Raw genomic sequence first — 19,791 nt, forward strand, 5'->3', positions numbered from 1 at the left:
TAAGTAAAGCGCACTTTAGCGAGGCGTCCTCCCCGTGTCAACACTTACTTATCGATAGGTATCGTGTTAGAGTCTCCCACATGACAACTGACACCAAACAGCGCATTCTCGGCTCTGCCCGACGCATGGTTCAGGCGCGTGGATACAACGCGCTGAGTTTCCGCGAAATCGCCAAAGAGGTCGGCATCAAGAGTGCAGGCGTGCATCACCACTTTCCTACAAAGGGTGATCTAGGCGCGGCGTTGGCGCGCCAGTACACGGAGGAAGCGGTCACTTTGCTGCATGACCTTCTCGAACGGTTCGATAACGAGCAGCTGACGCTGGAGCGCTATGCGAGCATCTTTCGTTCGGCACTCGTGCAAGACAATCGAATGTGTCTTTGCGGCATCATGGCGGCAGAGCATCATGACCTTCCCGCCGAAGTCCGGGTAGAAGTCGATCACTTCACCGAGGTAAACGTCGACTGGCTTTTTAAGGTTCTGTCTCTCAGGGAGGACGGAAGAGATGCCGAGTCTATTAAGCGCCACGCGCTAGCAATTTTCGCGGCTATTGAAGGCGCGCAACTGGTCGCTCGTGGACGCGGCGACGTGTCGGTCTTCGACGCTACGGTCCAGGCATATCGAAGTACCGGCCTTTTTGCGTAAACAGCGCACGCGCTGTGACTTCGCGATGCCGATCGGGTGCGGGAAAGTGAACATACCCTGTTCGTAGATTGCCCTCATCATGGCGGACGGCGCCAGCGGGCTTTTGACTACGTATCCGAGGTTCTGACCGTATTGTCGGTGGCGTTCGTTCCGGGCGAGGACCGCTGCGAATCGTGAGTTTCCGCCGGCCAAACGAGATGAACAGTGCGCCTATCGCGAGTGGCTCGAAAATCACTTCGATGACTAGCGCGGAAATGCACGATGTTCACTCGCGCGGCGAAAGCTGCACTGACTGGGAACGTGTGCGCCGAAAAGCGGATCAGGATACGGAAGGGCCATGGAAAACCGCGCCATCGGCGAAGCCATTGGGCGCAAGCGTGACTGGCCGGTGGGGCCGGTGAGCCGAAGGCCGCCATATCAGGCAATCTCCCGGGCTCCGTGTCGGGACAGTATGGACTGCTACGGGAAGTACTTCTGCCGAGGGCGGAGGGCGAATTAAAAAGGAAAACGAAGCATTCATTCCCGCAGTACGACCGAGCAACTCAAGGTCCCGCAAGTCCGTGTTCTGTCGCGCTCCGATGGCTTCTGATGTCACGCAAACCGCCGCGACAGAATGGAATCAAGCTAGGTTGCTCCGGGCCCACTGGCCTCAACGCGGTCGACAATCCATGCATCAACGTCGGTCTCTAGCCATGCAACCCTACCACCACCGATTTGCACTGGCCGTGGAAACTTACCTCCGGCCAGATACCGATAGACAGTACTTGTGCCCAGGCCAACACGCAGACGCACCTCGCGAAGGCGAATCAAACGTTGCTTTGCCGGATTCTCCTTCGGGGGCGTAATAGACACGACGCTCGCAGACACCCCCGCGCAGTACTGCGACCAGTGGTCCATCATCTTTCGGCGCCTCTCGAGCATGTCACCTCGTTGATACGCACGCCGCGCCTTGTTGCTCGTCTTGTGGGCAATCGCCTTGTCGGCTAGCACTTCGGGATACTCACCATACTCCTCCGCCCAGTCCTGAAATGTCGAACGGAACCCGTGCACCGTAATCTCTGAATATCCCATACCATCAAGCAACTCGAGCATCGCCATGTTCGAAAGTGGAGCTCCCTTTTTATCGCCCGGAAAGAGGTAGCCATACCTGGCCGTCTCCATAGCTCTCTTCACGAGATCGCAGGCCGTATCACACAACGGCACGCGGTGAGGAAGGCCCATCTTCATCCGCTCGCTGGGGATCGTCCAAATCTTGTGGCGTAAGTCGAACTCTTCGGGCCGCGCTCTCCGGATCTCATTCGTTCTACAGACGGTCAGGATCACCAGGTGCAACATCACGGCTGAGCGAGAACCTTCGTCTTCCTTCACCTTAAGCTTTGGTATGAATTCACGGATGTCGGCCCACGGCAACGCTGGAAAATGATTCACGGCGCGCCTGCCGCTTTGCCAGCACCTTATCCAGGTGACCACGCCAGCGTGCAGGGTTGTCGCCGTCACGATGCGCCGCGCCTCTTTACGCGCCTCGATCGGGTCGATCTTGTCGTTCACGAGTGCCCTGCATCGGGCCGCCTCGGTACGCGCTTCTGCAAACGAGACAGTCGTCATGGGCCCAAGCCCCATCTCGCGCGAATGCCCGAATAGTTTGAACTGATAGATCCAGGAGCGCGAACCCGAGCCAGAAATCTGGAAATAAAGGCCGCCACCATCGGCGTAGTAACCGCGATCAACCAGCTTCGCTATGCGAAGCTGGCGAGAGCCAATGAGGTTGCCTGGATTGAGATTCCGCCATTTCCCACCCCTACTTTCACCCCAACTTGATGGGTCGATTCTGTCGGTACGAGCCGGAAGCAGCAAAGAAAAAACCCCGGAAGGCGCTTGTGGCGGCCTTCCGGGGTTTAGTCCGGGACATGGTGAAATGTCCCGGAAGGTGCTCCTGGCGGAGACGGAGGGATTCGAACCCTCGATCCAGGTTTTGGCCCAGATGCTCCCTTAGCAGGGGAGTGCCTTCGACCTCTCGGCCACGTCTCCCAAACTTTCGCTCGCGCAGGGAGTCAGCGCGACGAAGCCAAGATAATAGCGGGCCGGACCGCCAAGGTCAATGTCCGACGAACACTTTTTGTGCCAATGTCGTCATTGACGAAGGATTTTTTTCGCCAGGCCACGCATATGTACAACAACGAACGAGGCGCTCCTGCACGCCCCGCCGCTTCTACCAAATCACACCCAGTTACGCCTGATCCAGTTCGAACGCCTTATGCAGCGCGCGCACTGCGAGCTCCATATACTTCTCGTCGATCAGCACCGAAATCTTGATTTCGGACGTCGAGATCATCTGGATGTTGATGCCCTCTTCCGATAGCGTGCGGAACATCGTGCTCGCGATGCCCACATGCGAACGCATGCCCACGCCGACCACCGAAACCTTCGACACCTTCGGATCGCCCAGCACCTGCTCGGCCTGCACGTGACCCTTCACCTGGTTCGTGAGGATGTCCATCGCGCGCTGATAATCGCCGCGACCCACCGTGAACGTGAACGCCGTTTTGCCTTCGACGCTCTGGTTCTGGATGATCATGTCCACGTCGATATTCGCGTCCGCCACCGGGCCGAGAATCTGATACGCGATGCCCGGCTTGTCGGGCACACCCATCACCGCGATGCGAGCTTCGTCGCGCTGGAACGCGATGCCCGAGATGACTGCTTTTTCCATGGTCTCGTCTTCTTCAAAAGTAATCAGGGTGCCCGACTTCATTTCAGCGTCGAGCGGGATGAGCGGATCGGTCAGGCTCGACAGCACGCGCGTCTTCACCTGATATTTGCCGGCGAATTCCACCGAGCGGATCTGCAACACCTTCGAACCCAGGCTTGCCATTTCCAGCATTTCTTCGAACGTCACGCGATCGAGCCGGCGAGCCTCTTCGACCACGCGCGGGTCGGTCGTGTAAACACCGTCGACGTCCGTATAAATCAGGCACTCGTCGGCCTTCAACGCAGCCGCGACCGCGACCGCCGACGTGTCCGAGCCGCCGCGGCCGAGCGTCGTGATGTTGCCGTCCGGGTCGATGCCCTGGAAGCCCGTGATCACGACCACCTTGCCCGCGTCGAGATCGCGCAGCACGCGCTCGCCGTCGATGTCGCTAATGCGCGCTTTCGTGAACGCGCTATCCGTTTTGACCGGCACTTGCCAGCCCGCGTAGCTCACCGCGTCGACGCCGGCTTCCTGCAGCGCGATGGCGAGCAGCCCTGAGCTGACCTGCTCGCCGGTCGCGGCGATCATGTCGAGTTCGCGCGGGCTCGGCTGGCTCGTGATCTCTTTCGCGAGGCCGAGCAAGCGGTTGGTTTCGCCGGACATTGCCGACGGCACGACGACCATCTTGTGGCCGGCCTTTTGCCATTTCGCGACGCGCTTGGCGACGTTCTTGATGCGCTCGACCGAGCCCATCGAAGTGCCGCCGTATTTATGTACGATGAGTGCCATTGTCGTTCTGAACTGAAGGAGAAACCGCGCTGGCGCGCTCGCGACGACCGCACAAAAGCACAGGGGCGCAACGTCTTGTGAACGGCGGCGAAGTGTATGGCGGCGTAGATGCAGCGCGCGTGCAGCACGCGCGGATTTGCCCGTGATTGATCGCTAATGGCTTACCGGAAAACTCGGATCACGATCGGAAAACCGACAAAAGCGAGGGCAAAAGCGGGTCGGGCAAACAAGTTAACGTACCCGATCAGAGGCAAAAAGACAAGCTGCGAAGGCCGTGGCGACGCGTGCAGCGGCGCTTGTGCGGCGCTCTTTGATGCGGATTCGCGCTTCTGTTCGCGTTCATAATTGCGCCCTATTTGGACGACGCGCCGTTGGATGATGCCAGTGCCCGACCGGCCGGTCAGGCGATCAACAAGTCCTCGCGCCAGACGATTCGCACGCGCGCTTCGTCCGGCGCTACGTCAGCGTGCAACGCCGCGTGGTTCACGCCGAGCAAAGGGACGAACAGCAGTTCGTCGCCGAGAAAAAGCAGCGGCACGTCGCGCTTCCACGCGGGAATGCCGCGCTCCTGGAACAGGTTCTTCAGCGTTCGACTACGCGCGCCCGGCGCGTCGCTCGTGCGCATGCGTTCGCCGCCGCTGCGCGAACGCGCGCGCAGTGGTGCCTGTTGCAGCAGGCTCATCGGAATGGTGTCGTTGAGCGCGGCGTTAATGGCATTGGTGGCATTCGCCGCGTTCACCGCTAAAGCGTCAACCGCTTCAAACACAAACGTCCCGCGCCATTGCGGCAAGCGCCACGTCGCTTGTCCCTGCCACACCAACTCGCTGATCTCGCGCGCCGCAAGCGAAGTTTCGTCGGCGGGATCGCTGCTGTCGCCCGCTTCCCAATACACCAGCCCGCGATAGCTGCGCAGCGCATGACCCGCATGATCGACGCGCAGACGATGCCCGTCACCGCCCTCGCCCACTTCGCGCAGTTGCCGCAGCGCATCGCCAAGACGCGCGCTCGACGCCGCGATGAAGCCCTGCGAGCGCATCCAGTAACGCATCAGGTTGAGCGCGCGGTCGTCATCGAGTGCGATGAGCGCGTCATGCGAGAGCGCGTGCCCGTCGTCGCGCGAGACGGCGTCGAGGTCGATGCGCGCAAGCTCATCGAGCAAGCGCTGCGCCGACGCCGCATGCGACGCCGTGCGCGCGAGCGCGTCGCGGAAACCGGGGAAGTGAACGGCCAACGCGGGCGTGACCTGGTGGCGCAGCGCGTTGCGCGCATAGCGCGTGTCCGCATTCGATTCGTCGTCGATCCAGCGCAGTTCGCGCGCGCTCGCATAGCGTTCGATCTGCGCGCGCAGCAGATGAAGCAACGGCCGCACGCGCGCCGCCGCGGCGCCCGCAGGCGAAAACTCCGGCGCCATCGCCGCGAGGCCCGCGAGGCCCGCGCCGCGCAACAGTTGCAGCAGTACCGTTTCCGCCTGATCGTCCGCGTGCTGCGCGAGCCATAGCCAGCCAATGCGGTGCGCCGCGCACAGTGCGTCGAGCGCGCGATAACGCGCATCGCGCGCCGCGGCCTCCACGCTCACGCCGGCATCGCGCGAAACGTCGACGTAACGCACGACGAACTCGACCTCGCGTTCGCGCGCGAACGCCTCGCAATGCGCGAGCCACGCATCGGCGTTCGGACTCAGGCCGTGATGCACATGAAACGCGATGCAACGCGACGAGCCGGCGACACGCACGGCCGCGTCCAGCAGCACGCTCGAATCGACGCCGCCGCTAAACGCAACGGCAACGCGCGCGCTCGCGGGCAGCGCGGCAAACGCAACGCGGACCGCCTCGAGAACGAGGCGGTCCGCAGGCGATTCGGCGATGGGAGTCATGTCGCTAGCGCGGTTGCATTAGTCATGCGTCGCGCCGATGGACGAAAGAAAACGCGCGGGCTCAAACGCCCGGCGTCGTTTCCTTGAACTTGCCGTACGACATCAAACGTTCGAAACGGCGTTCGCGCAAGTCGTTGATGCTCATGCCCTGGAACTGACGCAGCGAATCGGCGAGCGCACGGCGCAGCATCGCCGCCATGCCCTTCGGATCGCGATGCGCGCCGCCGAGCGGCTCGTTGACGATCTTGTCGATCAGACCCAGCGCCTTCAGACGATGCGCGGTGAGACCGAGCGCTTCGGCGGCTTCCGGCGCCTTGGCCGCGCTCTTCCACAGAATCGACGCGCAGCCTTCCGGCGAAATAACCGAATAGGTCGAGAATTGCAGCATCAACACGCTGTCGCCGACCGCGATGGCCAACGCGCCGCCCGAACCGCCCTCGCCGATGATGGTCGCGATCAGCGGCGTCTTCAGTTCGGCCATCACGTACAGATTGCGGCCGATTGCTTCCGACTGCCCGCGCTCTTCCGCGCCGATGCCAGGATAGGCGCCCGGAGTATCGATGAACGTGAAGATCGGCAGGCTGAACTTTTCGGCGAGACGCATCAGCCGCTCGGCCTTGCGATAGCCTTCCGGACGCGGCATGCCGAAATTGCGCAGCGCGCGCTCTTTCGTGTCGCGGCCCTTCTGATGGCCGATCACCATGCAGGCCTGGCCATTGAAACGCGCGAGGCCGCCGACGATCGACAGGTCGTCCGCATAGTGGCGGTCGCCGTGCAACTCGTGGAAATCGGTGAAGAGCTCGTTCACGTAGTCAAACGTGTACGGGCGCTGCGGATGTCGGGCGATTTGCGAAACCTGCCACGGCGTGAGGTTCGCGTACAGATCTTTCGTGAGCTGCTGGCTTTTCTTGGACAGCCGCTCGATCTCTTCCGAAATATCGACGGCCGAATCGTCCTGCACGAAGCGCAATTCTTCGATCTTCGCTTCGAGTTCAGCGATCGGCTGTTCGAAATCCAGAAAGGTGGTCTTCATTGGTTTTAATCCTTGGACTTACCGGCAGCGCGTATTCTAACCGCGCTCGCCGATGTCAAAACCACTTCGCAACTATCAAAATCTAACAATTGATAGTTTCGCCAAGCGGCATTGCTTCTTCTGCTTTCAGTAGTCGACCGGCAACGGGTCCAGACTACGCCACATATACCAGGTGGCGACGGTGCGCCACGGCTCCCAGTTCGCCGCGACCTCGCGCGCTTCGCTGCGCGTGACTGGTTCGCCGCTAAAGTAATTCACGCTGATGGCGCGGATCAGACCGAGGTCGTCGAGCGGCAGCACATCGGGACGCGACAGGTTGAAGATCAGGAACATCTCCGCAGTCCAGCGGCCGATGCCGCGAATCTGCGTGAGTTCGGCGATCACCGCCTCGTCTTCCATGGACCGCCACTTGCCGACGTGCAAAGCACCCGACACGAAATGTTGCGCGAGGTCGAGCACATACTCCGCCTTGCGCCTCGACAAGCCGCATGCCGTGAGTTTTTCCTGACCCAGCTTGATGAACTGCTGCGGCACGAGCTTCGGACAAGCCGCCGCGACCTTGGCCCAGACGGCCTGCGCGGACGCTACCGAAATCTGCTGACCGACCACCGAGCGCGCGAGCGTGACGAACGGATCGCCGCGGCTCAACAGATGCACCGGGCCGAACTTCGGAATCAGCTTCTTCAGAATGCGGTCGCGCTTGACGAGGTCGGCGCACGCCTTGTCCCAGTAGTCCGGACGCGTGACTTCGGGCGCAAGCCCGGCGATCTGCACCGGCACCGCGACCTCGCTTGCGCTCGCCGCTTCGCCGCCCGCCGAAGACGACGCGCGCGTCTTGCGCACGATCTCGCCTTCCTGGTTCTCTCGCGTTTTCGCGACGCGCGCGAGCTCCTGCACGTCGCCCGCAAGTTCGGCCGGCAACGCGCCGTTCGCGCTACTCGGCTTCGCACGCGATGCCTTCACGGACGACGCCTTCGTGCGTCGCGTGGCGGACGAAAGCGACGACGCCGCGGACGAACCCACATGCGCAGGCGCGGACGCGCCGTTCAACGCGCGCTTGACCGCCGTCTTCTTCGAGGCGCCCGCGGCGGTTTTTGCCGCCGCTCCCGCGCCTTTCGACGTTGCTGCCTTCACCGCGCCGCTTGCCGTGCGCGCCGACGTTCGAGTCGACTTGGGCGCGGCTGCCGCGTTTGTTTGAGACGTGGCTCGTTTAGCCGGCGTCTTCGTGGCCGTTGCCATCCTGCCTCCTGCCTGGCGAGTCGTTCAGAGGGAAGTACGAGGTGCGCTCACACGCGCCGCCACTCGGTTAGCCCGCCGGGTTTGTCTTCAAGTGCAACGCCGGCCTCGAGCAATTCCGCCCGGATCCGGTCTGCTGCTGCATAGTCCTTCGCCTGCTTGGCGGCCACGCGCTCGGCGATCTTCGCTTCGATCGCGGCGGGTTCCAGCGCGCCTTCTACCGCGGCGCCCGCTGCCTGCTGCAGGTATGCACGCGGCTCGCGCCCGAGCAGCCCGAGCACCGCGCCGAGCGAGCGCAGTTGACGGGCCAGCGCGGGGTCGCGCGTGCGGTTCACTTCAGTTGCCAGCTCGAACAACACCGACACCGCAACCGGCGTGTTGAAGTCGTCGTTCATGGCTGCCTGGAAACGCTGCGCATGCGCTTCGTTCCAGTCGAGCGCGGCGCCGTCCGGCGTCACGTCTTTCAGCGCCGTGTAAAGGCGGCCGAGGGCGTTGCGGGCGTCGTCGATATGCACGTCGCTGTAGTTCAGCGGCGAACGATAATGCGCGCGTGCAATGAAAAAACGCACGACCTCGGCATCGTACTGCGCCAATACCTCGCGAATCGTAAAGAAATTATTCAACGACTTCGACATCTTCTCATTGTCGATCTGTACGTAGCCGTTGTGCATCCAGTAATTCACGAACGTTTGACCGGTCGCAGCTTCGCTTTGCGCGATTTCGTTTTCGTGGTGCGGAAACTGCAGGTCCTGTCCGCCGCCATGAATGTCGAAACGTTCGCCAAGCAGCGCGCACCCCATAGCCGAGCATTCGATATGCCAACCAGGACGGCCGCGGCCATACTTCGAGTCCCAGCCCGTGTCCGCGGGTTCGCCCTCTTTCGACTGCTTCCACAACACGAAGTCGAGCGGATCTTCTTTCGCGTCGTTCGCGGCGACGCGCTCGCCCGCACGCAGATCCTCGAGCGACTTGCCGGAGAGCTTGCCGTAGCCCGCGAACTTGCGCACCGCGTAGTTCACGTCGCCGTCGCTCGCCTGATACGCGTAGCCGTTCGCCTCGAGCGTCTCGATCATGCCGAGCATCTGCGGAATGAAGTCGGTGGCGCGCGGCTCGATGTCGGGACGCGCGATGCCGAGCGCGTCCGCATCTTCATGCAACGCATTGATGAAGCGATCGGTCAGCGACTTGATGGTCTCGCCGTTTTCGACGGCGCGGCGAATGATCTTGTCGTCGATGTCCGTGATGTTGCGCACGTACGTGACCTGGTAGCCGAGCGTGCGCAGCCACCGCTGCACGATGTCGAACACGACCATGACACGCGCATGACCGACGTGACAATAGTCGTACACGGTCATCCCGCAGACGTACATCCGCACGACGCCTGCTTGCAGGGGCACGAAAGTTTGCTTGTCACGCGCGAGCGTGTTGTAGATGCGCAGTGATTCCATAGAGAACGGTGCGTGGGCCGAAAGAAATCCGCAATGTGTTTCGTGCGTGCCGCCCCCGAACACGACGGCGGGGACGAATTGTTGCCGACTGTTGCCTATTGCCTGTTACCTGTTCGGACGGGCTCTGATCAGACTTCTTGATGACCAGACTATTGCCCGACGTGAAACACGCACAGCGGCGACTGTTGAAACACGCACAGCAGCAAACCGGTGCACCTGGTGCGGCGGTCAGACTGCTATCAAGGCGGAGACGACCACGAGTGGCGAAAAGACAGCCGGCGGTTCGACGGAACGCGCAGACCTTTTGTTAGAATGGCTCGGAGTATAACACCCAGACCCGAGCCTATGAAACCTTCCAGCGGCCGCGCGCGCAGCGCTGCGACCCTCGCCGCGACGGCGTTTGGCGGCCTTGCCGGCACCCTTGTTCGCGCCTCTGTTCGCGCCCCTCTCCGCGCCTCTGTTGGCGCTTCGGTGCGCGACTCGATGCACGGCGCCAGCGGCAAGTTCGCGCGCGCCGTCACGCTGCGTGTCGCCGTGGCCGTCGCGCTCGGCATGCTGCCGGGCGCCGCCGCCTTCGCGCAGAAAACGCCCACCATGCCGCAAGGGCCTGCCGTGCGCGACAACACGCCGGAGATCGACGCGTCCATCGCGCAAAAGGACTGGCAAGCCTCGCTGACGCAACTCGATGCGCGCATCGCGTCGAATCCGCGTGACGCGCAGGCGAAGTTCAAGCGCGCCACGGTGCTCGCGCATCTGAACCGCGACGACGAAGCGATCACCGCGTTCACCGAACTCACGCAGTTGTATCCGGAGTTGCCCGAGCCGTACAACAACCTCGCCGCGCTCTACGCCAAGCACGGCCGCTATGCGGAAGCACGCGCGGCGCTCGAAACCGCGACCAAGGTCAACCCCGGTTACGGTCTCGCTTACGAGAACCTGGGCGACCTCTATCTGCGCATGGCCAACGAAGCGTATCGCCGCGCGCAAAGCCTCGGCAAGGCGAACGCCACGACCACGCAGCGCATCGCCGACATCCAGAAAATCGTATCGCCGCCGAAGACCGCGAAAGCGCCGAAACGGGCCGCGGCCGCGCCGCAGGAATACACGCCCGGCTCCACCGCGAACATGACGCAAACGCCGAGCTTCCAGTACGGCGGGCCCAACGGCTCGCTCGCCATGCCGCCTTACATGGCACCCTCGCAATAAGGCCGCCGCCGCGGTCATACGTTTTTTCCAACCCTGAGGATTTTCATGAAATGGTTGATGTTGGCGCTCGGCAGCGCCGCCCTGATCGCGAACGCACCCGCGTTCGCCCAGTCCGGTTCGCAAGCCGCGCATCCGTCCGTCCTCCTCAAGACGTCGGAAGGCGATATTCGCGTCGAGTTGTATCCTGAGAAAGCGCCGAAAACGGTCGCCAACTTTCTCGACTATGTGAAGTCCGGCCAGTACAGCGGCACGATTTTTCATCGCGTGATTCGCGGCTTCATGATCCAGGGCGGCGGCTACACGCAGAGCTTCGCGGAGAAGCCCACGCGCGCGCCGATTCCGCTCGAAAGCCGTAACGGTCTGAAGAACACGATGGGCACGCTCGCGATGGCGCGCACCAGCGACCCGAACTCCGCGACCGCACAGTTCTTCATCAACACGGTGGACAACGCGGGCCTCGACTATCCGAATCCGGACGGCAACGGCTATGCGGTGTTCGGCAAGGTCACGAGCGGCATGGACGTCGTCAAAAAGATCGAAGCCGCGCCGACCACCACGCGCGGTCCGATGGGCGACGTGCCGCAAAAGCCGATCGTGATCGAATCGGCTGCCGTGGTCGGCGGCAAGTAACGGAACAACCCAGAGCAACACGGAACAACACTGAACATCGCGCACGCGTAGAAGCGTCGAACTCACGCCCCGCGCGGCCCGCCGTCAAACGCATCGACGCGCACAGATTGCACAGCGCACGACGGCTCGCCGCGTCTTTTCCACCCACCCCGTTCATCAAAGGATTCCATCATGGTTGAACTGCATACGAACCACGGCGTCATCAAACTGGAACTGGACGCCGAGAAAGCGCCGAAGTCGGTTGAGAACTTCCTCAACTACGTGAAGGCCGGCCACTACGACAACACGGTGTTTCACCGCGTGATCGACGGCTTCATGATTCAGGGCGGCGGCTTCGAGCCCGGCATGAAGCAGAAGCCGACGGCCGAGCCGATCAACAACGAAGCGAACAACGGTCTGAAGAACGTGAACGGCTCGATCGCGATGGCTCGCACGAACGACCCGCATTCGGCAACCGCGCAGTTTTTCATCAACGTGAACGACAACGACTTCCTGAACCACTCGTCGCCGACGCCGCAAGGCTGGGGCTATGCGGTGTTCGGCAAGGTGGTCGAAGGCATGGACATCGTCGAGAAGATCAAGAAGGTCAAGACGGGTTCGAAGGGCTTTCATCAGGACGTGCCGGTCGACGACGTCGTGATCGAAAAAGCCGTGGTCGTCGACTGATTGCGGACGCGCCTTAACTAGAAAAACTGCGATACAGGCACCTTCAATGCTGCAAGAAAAGCCGCTGCGAAGCGTCGCCGCGGGCGTGCCTGGCGAGGGCAAACGCCCGCACGCCGCACGCCCGTTTTTGTTCCTCTCCGATATTCATTTGAGCGAGGCGATCCCGCGCACGGTCGCCGCGTTCGAACACTTCATTCGCGTCAACGCCGACCAGGCCGACTCGGTTTTTATTCTCGGCGATCTGTTCGAGTACTGGATCGGCGACGACATGCTCGCCGAGCCGTTCGTCGCGCGGATGGCCGCGCTGTTGCACACGCTGACCGAGCGCGGCATTGCGCTTTACATCATGCACGGCAATCGCGACTTTCTGCTCGGCAAGCGTTTCATGAAAGCGGCCGGCGCGATCTGGCTGCCCGACCCGTTCGTGATCACCGCATTCGGCACGCGCATTGCAGTCGCGCATGGCGACCGTCTGTGCACCGCGGATCGCGGTTATCAACTGTTTCGCGGATTCGCGCGCAACCGCCTTGCGCAGATGCTGTTTCTCGCGTCGCCCTTTTCGTGGCGTCAGGCGCTCGCTGAAAACATGCGGGCAAAGAGCGAGGGCGGCCGCATGCGTCCCGTTTCGCTGAAATACGACGTGACGCCCAAAGGCGTCGCCGCGTTGTTCAAGTGGTCGAAAGCGGCGACGATGATTCATGGGCACACGCACCGCCCCGCGCGTCATCGCGAGCCGGGCGGCATACGCTGGGTGCTGCCCGACTGGGATCTCGATCATGGCGAGCGACGCGGCGGTTATTTGCGCGTCGATTCGGAAGGGATTCGGGCGTTACCGCTTGATTGAGAGTGGTGGTGAGAGGTGGTGCGTTGCGCGGCGTGATGAGGTGGCGTTTCACCCGCGGCGTGACCAGGCGATGCGCCGCCACGGCGGCATGAAAAGGTCGTGTCTCACGCGTAGCAGCGAGACCACGCTGCGCCCCGCCTCCGGCCGCATGATGATGTGCTGCGCCGCCGACGGTGGCATGAAGAGGCGGTGCCGCGCTCACGGCCCCGCGCATCTTCAAGCCTTCAACGCGCGGCCACCGCGCCCTCCACCTTGCCCGCGATCGCCGCGGACAAACGGCGTAAATCGAGCAGCGCGGGATCGGCGCCTTGCAGGCCTTCCAGGCTCGTGCCCAGATGCTCGAGCGCCACGACGATTTCATCGATGCGCTTCGCTTGCGTCGCGGCATGATCGATCAGCCCGTGAATGGCGAGCGACACCGGATCGTCTGCATTCGGCGTGATGCCGTACGCGCAGAAATCGCTGTGCCTGGCGGCTAGCTTGCCGCGTTCATCCTCACGCGTTACGCCATTCGACGCAGCAGCGCCGTTCGCCGTGGCATCCGACGCTACACTCGCGCGGCCATTGGCCACCGTGCCAACAGCCGCAGCCTTCGCCACGACAGATGCAGCGGCAGCAGCCGACGACGACGCCGGCACGATGATTCGCGCCGGATTGCCGACCGCCGTCCCGCCGGCGGGCACAGGCTTCGTCACCACCGCATTCGATCCGATCTTCGCGTCCGCGCCAATCGTGAACCCGCCGAGCACCTTTGCGCCCGCGCCCACGATCACGCCGCGCTCCAGCGTCGGATGCCGTTTCGCGCCGCGTGTGAGCGACGTGCCGCCGAGCGTGACGCCCTGATAGATCGTGCAATCGTCGCCGATCTGCGCGGTCTCGCCGATCACCACGCCCATGCCGTGATCGATGAAGACTCGCCGTCCAACCGTCGCGCCCGGATGAATCTCGATGCCCGTCATGAAGCGCGCCATCTGCGAAACGAAACGCGCGAGCCAACGGCGCCGCGCACGCCAGCACGCATGCGCGAACCGGTGCAGCACCAGCGCGTGCAAGCCCGGATAACACGTGAGCACTTCCCAGGCACTGCGGGCGGCGGGATCGCGCTCTCGGATCGTGGCAATGTCTTCGCGAAGTCTCGTGAACATGGCAGGGACTATGTTATGTGGGGGAAGCCGCGCGCGAAACGTCATGCGCACGTGCGCGGCTGCCGCATAGCAGATCGGCAGCTTTGCTTAGAAGGTTTCGAGGATTGTAGGACGGTTCGCGCAAACCTGCCGCAAGTCCATGTAGCGCAAAAGGTCGTCGTGCTAGTCGGTGGCCGCCAGCCCGGCCGCTGATTGCTTGCTCATTGGCCGCTCATTGCTCGCTTATTGCTCGCTCATTGCTCGCTCATTGGCCCTTCATTGCCCGCGCCGCGCGCTAGCGTGCGCTGTCGTCCTTGCGGCCGGTATTCAGCAGGATGTGCTTCGCAATCCCGCGCACGATGTTCACCTCCTCGCGATCGAGACCCGAACGCGCGAAGAGCCGCCGCAAGCGCGACATCAGCTTCTTCGGATTCGCGGGATCGAGAAACTCGAGTGCGACGAGCGCGCTTTCGAGATGCGCAAACATGCTCTCGATTTCATCGCTCGCGGCACGCGGACCTGCAGGCTCGGCCGATGCAGCGGCTGCGGTCGATGCAGCCGATGCAGCCGACCCAGTCGACGCTTGCGGCGCGCGGCTCGCCGGTGCGTTGGCCTCCGCACCGCTCGTCAGATAGATCATGCGCAGTTCATACGCGAGGACCTGCACGGCCTGAGCGAGATTCAGGGAACTGTAGGCGGGATTCGCCGGAATATGCGCGAGCGCGCTGCATCGCTCGACGTCTTCATTCGACAAGCCCGTGCGCTCGTTGCCGAACACGAGCGCGATCTCGCCGTGCAACGCTTCGTCGCGTGCGAGGCTTGCGGCTGCGCGAGGCGTCCATTGCGGCGGGCCGTACTCGCGCTGCCGCGCGGTCAATGCGATCGACCAGTGCACGCCGGAGAGCGCATCGGCAAGCGTCGGCACGACGTGCGCGGAGGCGAGCACGTCGTCGGCGCCGCTTGCCATCGCTATCGCCTCCGGATCGCTCTGCACGTGCGGCACGCGCGGCGAGACGAGCACGAGCCGCGAAAAACCCATGGTTTTTAGCGCGCGCGCCGCGGCCCCGACGTTGCCCGGATGGCTCGGCTCGACGAGCACGAAACGCGTCGACGTGAAGCCGCCGCGCAAGTCCGCCACGGCGGGATCGGAAGAATGGTGGGTATGGTCCACGATGAAAGCCTGCGAGTCGGAGAACGCGTATGGTAGCGCCAACGCGCGAAGCCGCCGAACGGCGTGTGTGTGGGCGGGGGGGATTCAGGCTGCAAATGCGTCGTCAAGCGCGGCTGGAAGGCTGCGCGCCGGCGCGTGGGCAAGCGCGGTTGCAAGCAGTTCTAACGCGTCTCCAAGTGCGTGCGCAAGCGCGGCTGCGCGCCCGTGAGCGAGCGCCGCCGCAAGCAGTTGGAGCGCGTCTCCGAGCACGTGCACGAGCACGGCTGGGAGCGCATGTGCAAGCGCGGTTGCAAGCCGCTCAAGCGCGTCTCCAAGCGCGGGTTCGAGCGCGGCTGGAAGACCGTGCGCGAGCAGCTCACGCGCGCGCGAAACCGCGGCTCAAGCCCGTGCGCAAGCGGGTTGCAAGAGGCTCGAGCGCGTCTCCGCGTGAGTCTTCAACCGCGCATTCAAATCCGCATGCAAGCGCCCACGAACGCCCACGAGCGCCCTCCCCAACCCGAACCCTGCCGCGCCTGGCAGACTCGGGTAAAATACCGGAATTCGCGTCCGGCCTGCGCCACGCCGATCTGCATACCGCACCAGTTCAAAGCAGTGCACGCAGTCAGGCAGAGCTATCAGCCAGAACCCGGCGCCTCGTTCTTATTCAATTCGTCTCCGTTGGCGGAATGCGCGCCGGTCCTGTACCGGGCGAGCGTTCCGTGCTGTTTCCGCGCCTCATCGAGGGCGCCCATTAGCGCGCGCGTCGCGCTTATTTACCGGCAAGCAGCCGTGCTGCCCCGGCACAAGGATCCGTCCATGCATCCCATGCTCAACATCGCTGTGAAGGCCGCGCGCCGCGCAGCCCAGATCATCAACCGCGCGTCGCTCGATCTCGATCTGATCCAGGTCAGCAAGAAACAGCACAATGATTTCGTGACGGAGATCGACAAAGCGTCCGAAGCCGCGATCATCGACACGCTGAAGACCGCTTATCCCGATCACGCTATCCTCGCCGAAGAATCCGGCAAGTCGGACAACGAGTCCGAGTACCAGTGGATCATCGATCCGCTCGACGGCACCACCAATTTCATTCACGGCTTTCCGTACTACTGCGTGTCGATTGCGCTGGCCCACAAGGGCATCGTGACGCAGGCCGTCGTGTACGACCCGACCCGCAATGACCTCTTCACCGCCTCGCGCGGCCGCGGCGCGTTCCTGAACGATCGCCGCATTCGCGTCGGAAGGCGCGATCGTCTCGCGGACGGCCTGATCGGCACCGGCTTCCCGTTCCGTGAAACCGACGGTCTCGAAGCATATGGCCGCCAGTTCGCCGAAATGACGCAAGCCTGCGCGGGCCTGCGCCGTCCCGGCGCGGCCGCGCTCGATCTGGCAAACGTGGCCGCGGGCCGCATGGACGGCTTCTTCGAGCAGGGCCTGAACCCGTGGGACGTCGCCGCGGGCAGCCTGCTGATCACCGAAGCCGGCGGCCTGGTGGGCAACTACACCGGCGACTCGGACTTCCTGCACGTCGGCGAAGTCGTCGCCGGCAATCCGAAGATTTACGCACAGATGGTGCCGATCCTCTCGCGTTACAGCCGTACGCGTCAGCAAGCGGCTTGAGTTGCGCGGCGGGCTGGCGGGTCGGTCCGCAGCCCGAGTGTAGCGGGCGCATGCGCGAGCCGTTACCGAGCGAGAAGCGCGTGAGTTGCGCGGCACGCGCTTCCGCGTCGTAGCGCCCGAAGCTCCAGGCGAGCACAACGCGACGCCACGGGTAAGCCGCGCACTGCACGCCCGCAATCACAACAAACACTCGACACAAGCGGCTTCGGCCGCTTTTTCATTAGCGCGCCTGCATCGTGCGAGCGTTCGTGCTACAAAGCGGGAAGCCGCGCCGGCCCTACGCTTTTCGCCGGCTGCATTCCGCGTCCCACGCTGCGCCCGCATGCGCGTTGTGTGCGCAGCGATCCGCGCTCGCATCCGTGCGTCGTTCCTGCGTCCTTCGCGCCTCGCCTCGCGCGCCGCTTCCCATCCGCTTCATGAAAAAAGGCTTCTACACGATCATCGCGGCGCAGTTCATTTCGTCGCTTGCCGACAATGCCCTGCTGATCGCCGCCATCGCATTGTTATCGGTGATCCGCTCGGCTGCGTGGGTCACGCCCTTGCTGCAGATCTTCTTCACTGTCTCGTACGTGCTGCTCGCGCCATTCGTGGGCGCGTTCGCGGACGCCATGCAAAAGCGCCACGTGATGTTCATCTCCAATGCGCTCAAGGCGAGCGGCTGCATGATGATGATTGCAGGCGTGCATCCGATGATCGCCTACGGCGTGGTCGGCTTTGGCGCAGCCGCGTATTCGCCGGCGAAATACGGCATTCTCACCGAGCTGCTCCCCGCCGAAAAACTCGTCAAGGCCAACGCATGGCTCGAATCGGCGACAGTGCTCTCGACGATCGTCGGCACCATGGTGGGCGGCGCGCTCATCAGCACATTCGCCGATAAATTCGTCGCGCGCGCGCATCTGCCCCTGATCGGCTCATCGGCGGATCTGGCGATGTTCGCGGTGATGCTCACGTACGCGATCGCCGCCGCCATCAACATCTTCATTCCCGACACCGGCGCGCGTTATCCGAATCGCCTGACCGAGCCGACGAAGCTCGTCGGCGACTTCTATCATTGCTTTAACGTGCTGTGGGCCGACAAGCTCGCGCAGATCGCGCTGTGGGTCACGACGCTGATGTGGGGCGGCGCCGTCACCCTGCAATTGCTGGTGCTGAAATGGGCCAACGTGAACCTCGGCCTGTCGCTCTCGAAGGCAGCGGTCATGCAAGGCGTGACCGGGCTCGGCATCGCTGTCGGCGCCGCGGCGGCGGCCGCGCTGATTCCGCTGCGCCGCTCGCTGACCGTGCTGCCGGTCGGCATCGTCACCGGCGCGGTCGCCATTGCGATGGCCTTCTACAACAAGAACCTTTTCCCCGCGGGCGCGGGCATCCACATCGGCTCATATGTCGTGCCGATCTACATCCTGCTCGCGTATCCGCTGATGATCCTGCTCGGCGCATTGTCCGGCTTTTTCATCGTGCCGATGAACGCGATTCTTCAGCATCGCGGCGCCACCCTGCTGTCGGCCGGACACTCGATCGCGGTGCAGAACTTCAACCAGAATCTCGCCGTATTGCTGATGCTTGGCGCGTACGCGCTGCTGCTCACGGCGAAGATGCCGGCGCAATGGATCATCGTCGTGTTCGGCGTTTTTATTACGTTCATGATGTGGCTCGCAAAGCGGCGGAGTGCGGCGAACGAACGGTCTGCGAATATGCATGCGCTGCTGGAGGAATGAGGGTGGCGTGACGTCGAATACCCGCATATCGAGATAGCCTCTGCTCTTGCCGTGGGAAACTGGGGTCAGCAAATCCCCAAGACCCGACAGCGAGAAAGAGCTCGATGGCGAAGTGCGAAAACCACCGTTGTCCGGTCTGTTACCCGAACTGGAGAGACGAGGAAGCGGCCGCAAAAAAGCAGTCGGAAGATGACCAGCAAGACTGCATCAACTGTTGGCGCTTCTACCAGAAAAAAGCGGAAGCCCTCGTTGCCATCGACGATCCCATCGCCCGCAATCGACGCATCAACGCCGCGTATGCGCAGTTGTGGCTAGACGATCACCGGTTCCAGTGGGCGGGGCTCGCGGCGTTTGCATCCAAACAGGTCGGGTGCGGCTTGCTCAACGCTGCGGAACTGATCGGCAAGTCAAATCGGGAGCGTAACGCTTACCAACAATGGGAAAGACAAAGCTCTCCGCTCGAACGGATCGCACCGTACGGATCGCCGCGCATGCCGATCCCGGATCAGGTGAACGGTACGGGCGCAGAAAAGGTATATCAGATGCTCGCAAAGGGAAACACGGCGCTATTTCTCGACGTCTGGCCTCTGCACATGTTTTACAGGAAGTTCGGGCTGCAGCGATTTCAGAAATGCCTGACCGAGCGCTCGGGTCTCCGCGGGTCGGTTATCTGGCCGATCGCAGACCGTGTTCTCTTCGCGGAAAGCAAACCCGAGGTGTTACTCGCGTTCCGGGCAATCGATGCAGGCAATCTCGCGGAGGGCGTCAGGCTGCTTGCCCGTCACGAACAGATCAATATCCTGCAACCGGCCATGTACACCGATCCGGCGTTCGCGGTGCTGATGCGCGCCAACCAGTTCGCGTGGGCGTGGCACATTCCGACCGGTTCCGCGCGCGAGATCCAGTTGGCATTTGCGAACCAATGCACACTGGCAGCAACCAGCGCGAAGAACGAACGTTTCAGCAACCAGGCTCTCGCCAACATCGCAGATCCCGATCAGCGCATGGCGTTCGTTATCCGCGCAGCCCAGCGGTTCGACGAATTGTTACGCGACCCGATCGAAAAGCACTCGGTCGAAAACTCGCTGTATCTCATTGCGCACCCGAGGTGATCATGGTGCGCG

16 protein-coding genes and 1 tRNA gene are annotated in these 19,791 nt (G+C 62.8%); 8 read left to right on the forward strand and 9 right to left on the reverse strand.

Annotation, left to right across the window (positions count from 1 at the left end; translation table 11 throughout):
* The first annotated feature begins 80 nt into the window (after window positions 1-80).
* Window positions 81-644, forward strand: a complete 564-nt coding sequence (locus AB6809_RS10725; RefSeq protein ID WP_006051394.1) for a TetR/AcrR family transcriptional regulator — start codon at window positions 81-83, stop codon at window positions 642-644.
* A gap of 624 nt (window positions 645-1,268) precedes the next feature.
* Here AB6809_RS10725 and AB6809_RS10730 read toward each other — a convergent pair.
* The 7 genes from AB6809_RS10730 to cysS all read right to left on the reverse strand — a co-directional run bounded on the left by AB6809_RS10730 (window position 1,269) and on the right by cysS (window position 9,712).
* Window positions 1,269-2,498: an integrase arm-type DNA-binding domain-containing protein gene (locus AB6809_RS10730; protein WP_371026606.1), complete on the reverse strand. Its 1,230-nt coding sequence runs from the start codon at window positions 2,496-2,498 to the stop codon at window positions 1,269-1,271.
* An 80-nt stretch (window positions 2,499-2,578) separates the two neighbouring features.
* A tRNA-Ser gene (locus AB6809_RS10735) sits at window positions 2,579-2,672 on the reverse strand.
* A gap of 199 nt (window positions 2,673-2,871) precedes the next feature.
* On the reverse strand, window positions 2,872-4,122 hold the full coding sequence (locus AB6809_RS10740; protein ID WP_006051483.1) for an aspartate kinase: 1,251 nt from the start codon (window positions 4,120-4,122) through the stop codon (window positions 2,872-2,874).
* Between the two features lie 400 nt (window positions 4,123-4,522).
* The gene (gene tilS, locus AB6809_RS10745; RefSeq protein WP_371026607.1) at window positions 4,523-5,995 is read right to left on the reverse strand and encodes a tRNA lysidine(34) synthetase TilS; all 1,473 of its coding nucleotides are present in this window, start codon (window positions 5,993-5,995) and stop codon (window positions 4,523-4,525) included.
* A gap of 61 nt (window positions 5,996-6,056) precedes the next feature.
* Complete coding sequence (locus AB6809_RS10750; RefSeq protein WP_006051481.1) at window positions 6,057-7,028, reverse strand: acetyl-CoA carboxylase carboxyltransferase subunit alpha; 972 nt, start codon at window positions 7,026-7,028, stop codon at window positions 6,057-6,059.
* 126 nt (window positions 7,029-7,154) lie between these two features.
* Window positions 7,155-8,267, reverse strand: a complete 1,113-nt coding sequence (locus AB6809_RS10755) for a DNA-3-methyladenine glycosylase (protein ID WP_307255160.1) — start codon at window positions 8,265-8,267, stop codon at window positions 7,155-7,157.
* Window positions 8,268-8,314: 47 nt separating this feature from the next.
* A complete protein-coding gene (gene cysS, locus AB6809_RS10760) occupies window positions 8,315-9,712 on the reverse strand; it encodes a cysteine--tRNA ligase (protein WP_029970742.1) in 1,398 nt (465 codons plus the stop codon).
* Window positions 9,713-10,057: 345 nt separating this feature from the next.
* Between cysS and AB6809_RS10765 the strand changes: the two genes are divergently transcribed.
* The 4 genes from AB6809_RS10765 to AB6809_RS10780 all read left to right on the forward strand — a co-directional run bounded on the left by AB6809_RS10765 (window position 10,058) and on the right by AB6809_RS10780 (window position 13,058).
* Window positions 10,058-10,918, forward strand: a complete 861-nt coding sequence (locus AB6809_RS10765) for a tetratricopeptide repeat protein (RefSeq protein WP_307255164.1) — start codon at window positions 10,058-10,060, stop codon at window positions 10,916-10,918.
* 45 nt (window positions 10,919-10,963) lie between these two features.
* The gene (locus AB6809_RS10770; protein WP_029970740.1) at window positions 10,964-11,548 is read left to right on the forward strand and encodes a peptidylprolyl isomerase; all 585 of its coding nucleotides are present in this window, start codon (window positions 10,964-10,966) and stop codon (window positions 11,546-11,548) included.
* Window positions 11,549-11,719: 171 nt separating this feature from the next.
* Window positions 11,720-12,214, forward strand: coding sequence for a peptidylprolyl isomerase (locus AB6809_RS10775; protein WP_006051475.1), 495 nt, complete (start codon window positions 11,720-11,722; stop codon window positions 12,212-12,214).
* 46 nt (window positions 12,215-12,260) lie between these two features.
* Window positions 12,261-13,058 carry a UDP-2,3-diacylglucosamine diphosphatase gene (locus tag AB6809_RS10780; protein WP_006051474.1) on the forward strand — a complete coding sequence of 266 codons (798 nt, stop codon included), beginning with the start codon at window positions 12,261-12,263 and terminating at the stop codon, window positions 13,056-13,058.
* A gap of 224 nt (window positions 13,059-13,282) precedes the next feature.
* Here the strand turns inward: AB6809_RS10780 and cysE are convergent, their stop codons facing one another.
* Both cysE and AB6809_RS10790 read right to left on the reverse strand, forming a co-directional pair.
* Window positions 13,283-14,203: a serine O-acetyltransferase gene (gene cysE, locus AB6809_RS10785; protein ID WP_371026608.1), complete on the reverse strand. Its 921-nt coding sequence runs from the start codon at window positions 14,201-14,203 to the stop codon at window positions 13,283-13,285.
* Window positions 14,204-14,477: 274 nt separating this feature from the next.
* A complete protein-coding gene (locus tag AB6809_RS10790; protein ID WP_371026609.1) occupies window positions 14,478-15,353 on the reverse strand; it encodes an RNA methyltransferase in 876 nt (291 codons plus the stop codon).
* 795 nt (window positions 15,354-16,148) lie between these two features.
* On the opposite strand from AB6809_RS10790, the gene AB6809_RS10795 reads away from it, so the two are divergent.
* The 3 genes from AB6809_RS10795 to AB6809_RS10805 all read left to right on the forward strand — a co-directional run bounded on the left by AB6809_RS10795 (window position 16,149) and on the right by AB6809_RS10805 (window position 19,779).
* The gene (locus AB6809_RS10795) at window positions 16,149-16,952 is read left to right on the forward strand and encodes an inositol monophosphatase family protein (RefSeq protein WP_029970735.1); all 804 of its coding nucleotides are present in this window, start codon (window positions 16,149-16,151) and stop codon (window positions 16,950-16,952) included.
* Between the two features lie 416 nt (window positions 16,953-17,368).
* A complete protein-coding gene (gene lplT, locus AB6809_RS10800) occupies window positions 17,369-18,667 on the forward strand; it encodes a lysophospholipid transporter LplT (RefSeq protein ID WP_029970734.1) in 1,299 nt (432 codons plus the stop codon).
* A gap of 104 nt (window positions 18,668-18,771) precedes the next feature.
* Window positions 18,772-19,779 carry a DUF2515 family protein gene (locus AB6809_RS10805; protein ID WP_006051469.1) on the forward strand — a complete coding sequence of 336 codons (1,008 nt, stop codon included), beginning with the start codon at window positions 18,772-18,774 and terminating at the stop codon, window positions 19,777-19,779.
* Window positions 19,780-19,791: the final 12 nt, after the last annotated feature.

This window comes from Paraburkholderia sp. RCC_158 (assembly GCF_041355255.1).
Classification (GTDB): Bacteria; Pseudomonadota; Gammaproteobacteria; order Burkholderiales; family Burkholderiaceae; genus Paraburkholderia; species Paraburkholderia graminis.

What these genes read in the sequence shown, in the direction of transcription:
- AB6809_RS10755 (WP_307255160.1), bottom strand. Translation starts at nt 8,267, where the DNA reads ATGGCAACGGCCACGAAGACGCCGGCTAAACGAGCCACGTCTCAAACA.
- AB6809_RS10780 (WP_006051474.1), top strand. Translation starts at nt 12,261, where the DNA reads ATGCTGCAAGAAAAGCCGCTGCGAAGCGTCGCCGCGGGCGTGCCTGGC.
- lplT (WP_029970734.1), top strand. Translation starts at nt 17,369, where the DNA reads ATGAAAAAAGGCTTCTACACGATCATCGCGGCGCAGTTCATTTCGTCG.
- AB6809_RS10725 (WP_006051394.1), top strand. Translation starts at nt 81, where the DNA reads ATGACAACTGACACCAAACAGCGCATTCTCGGCTCTGCCCGACGCATG.
- AB6809_RS10765 (WP_307255164.1), top strand. Translation starts at nt 10,058, where the DNA reads ATGAAACCTTCCAGCGGCCGCGCGCGCAGCGCTGCGACCCTCGCCGCG.
- AB6809_RS10770 (WP_029970740.1), top strand. Translation starts at nt 10,964, where the DNA reads ATGAAATGGTTGATGTTGGCGCTCGGCAGCGCCGCCCTGATCGCGAAC.
- AB6809_RS10775 (WP_006051475.1), top strand. Translation starts at nt 11,720, where the DNA reads ATGGTTGAACTGCATACGAACCACGGCGTCATCAAACTGGAACTGGAC.
- AB6809_RS10805 (WP_006051469.1), top strand. Translation starts at nt 18,772, where the DNA reads ATGGCGAAGTGCGAAAACCACCGTTGTCCGGTCTGTTACCCGAACTGG.
- cysS (WP_029970742.1), bottom strand. Translation starts at nt 9,712, where the DNA reads ATGGAATCACTGCGCATCTACAACACGCTCGCGCGTGACAAGCAAACT.
- tilS (WP_371026607.1), bottom strand. Translation starts at nt 5,995, where the DNA reads ATGACTCCCATCGCCGAATCGCCTGCGGACCGCCTCGTTCTCGAGGCG.
- AB6809_RS10740 (WP_006051483.1), bottom strand. Translation starts at nt 4,122, where the DNA reads ATGGCACTCATCGTACATAAATACGGCGGCACTTCGATGGGCTCGGTC.
- AB6809_RS10750 (WP_006051481.1), bottom strand. Translation starts at nt 7,028, where the DNA reads ATGAAGACCACCTTTCTGGATTTCGAACAGCCGATCGCTGAACTCGAA.
- AB6809_RS10795 (WP_029970735.1), top strand. Translation starts at nt 16,149, where the DNA reads ATGCATCCCATGCTCAACATCGCTGTGAAGGCCGCGCGCCGCGCAGCC.
- cysE (WP_371026608.1), bottom strand. Translation starts at nt 14,203, where the DNA reads ATGTTCACGAGACTTCGCGAAGACATTGCCACGATCCGAGAGCGCGAT.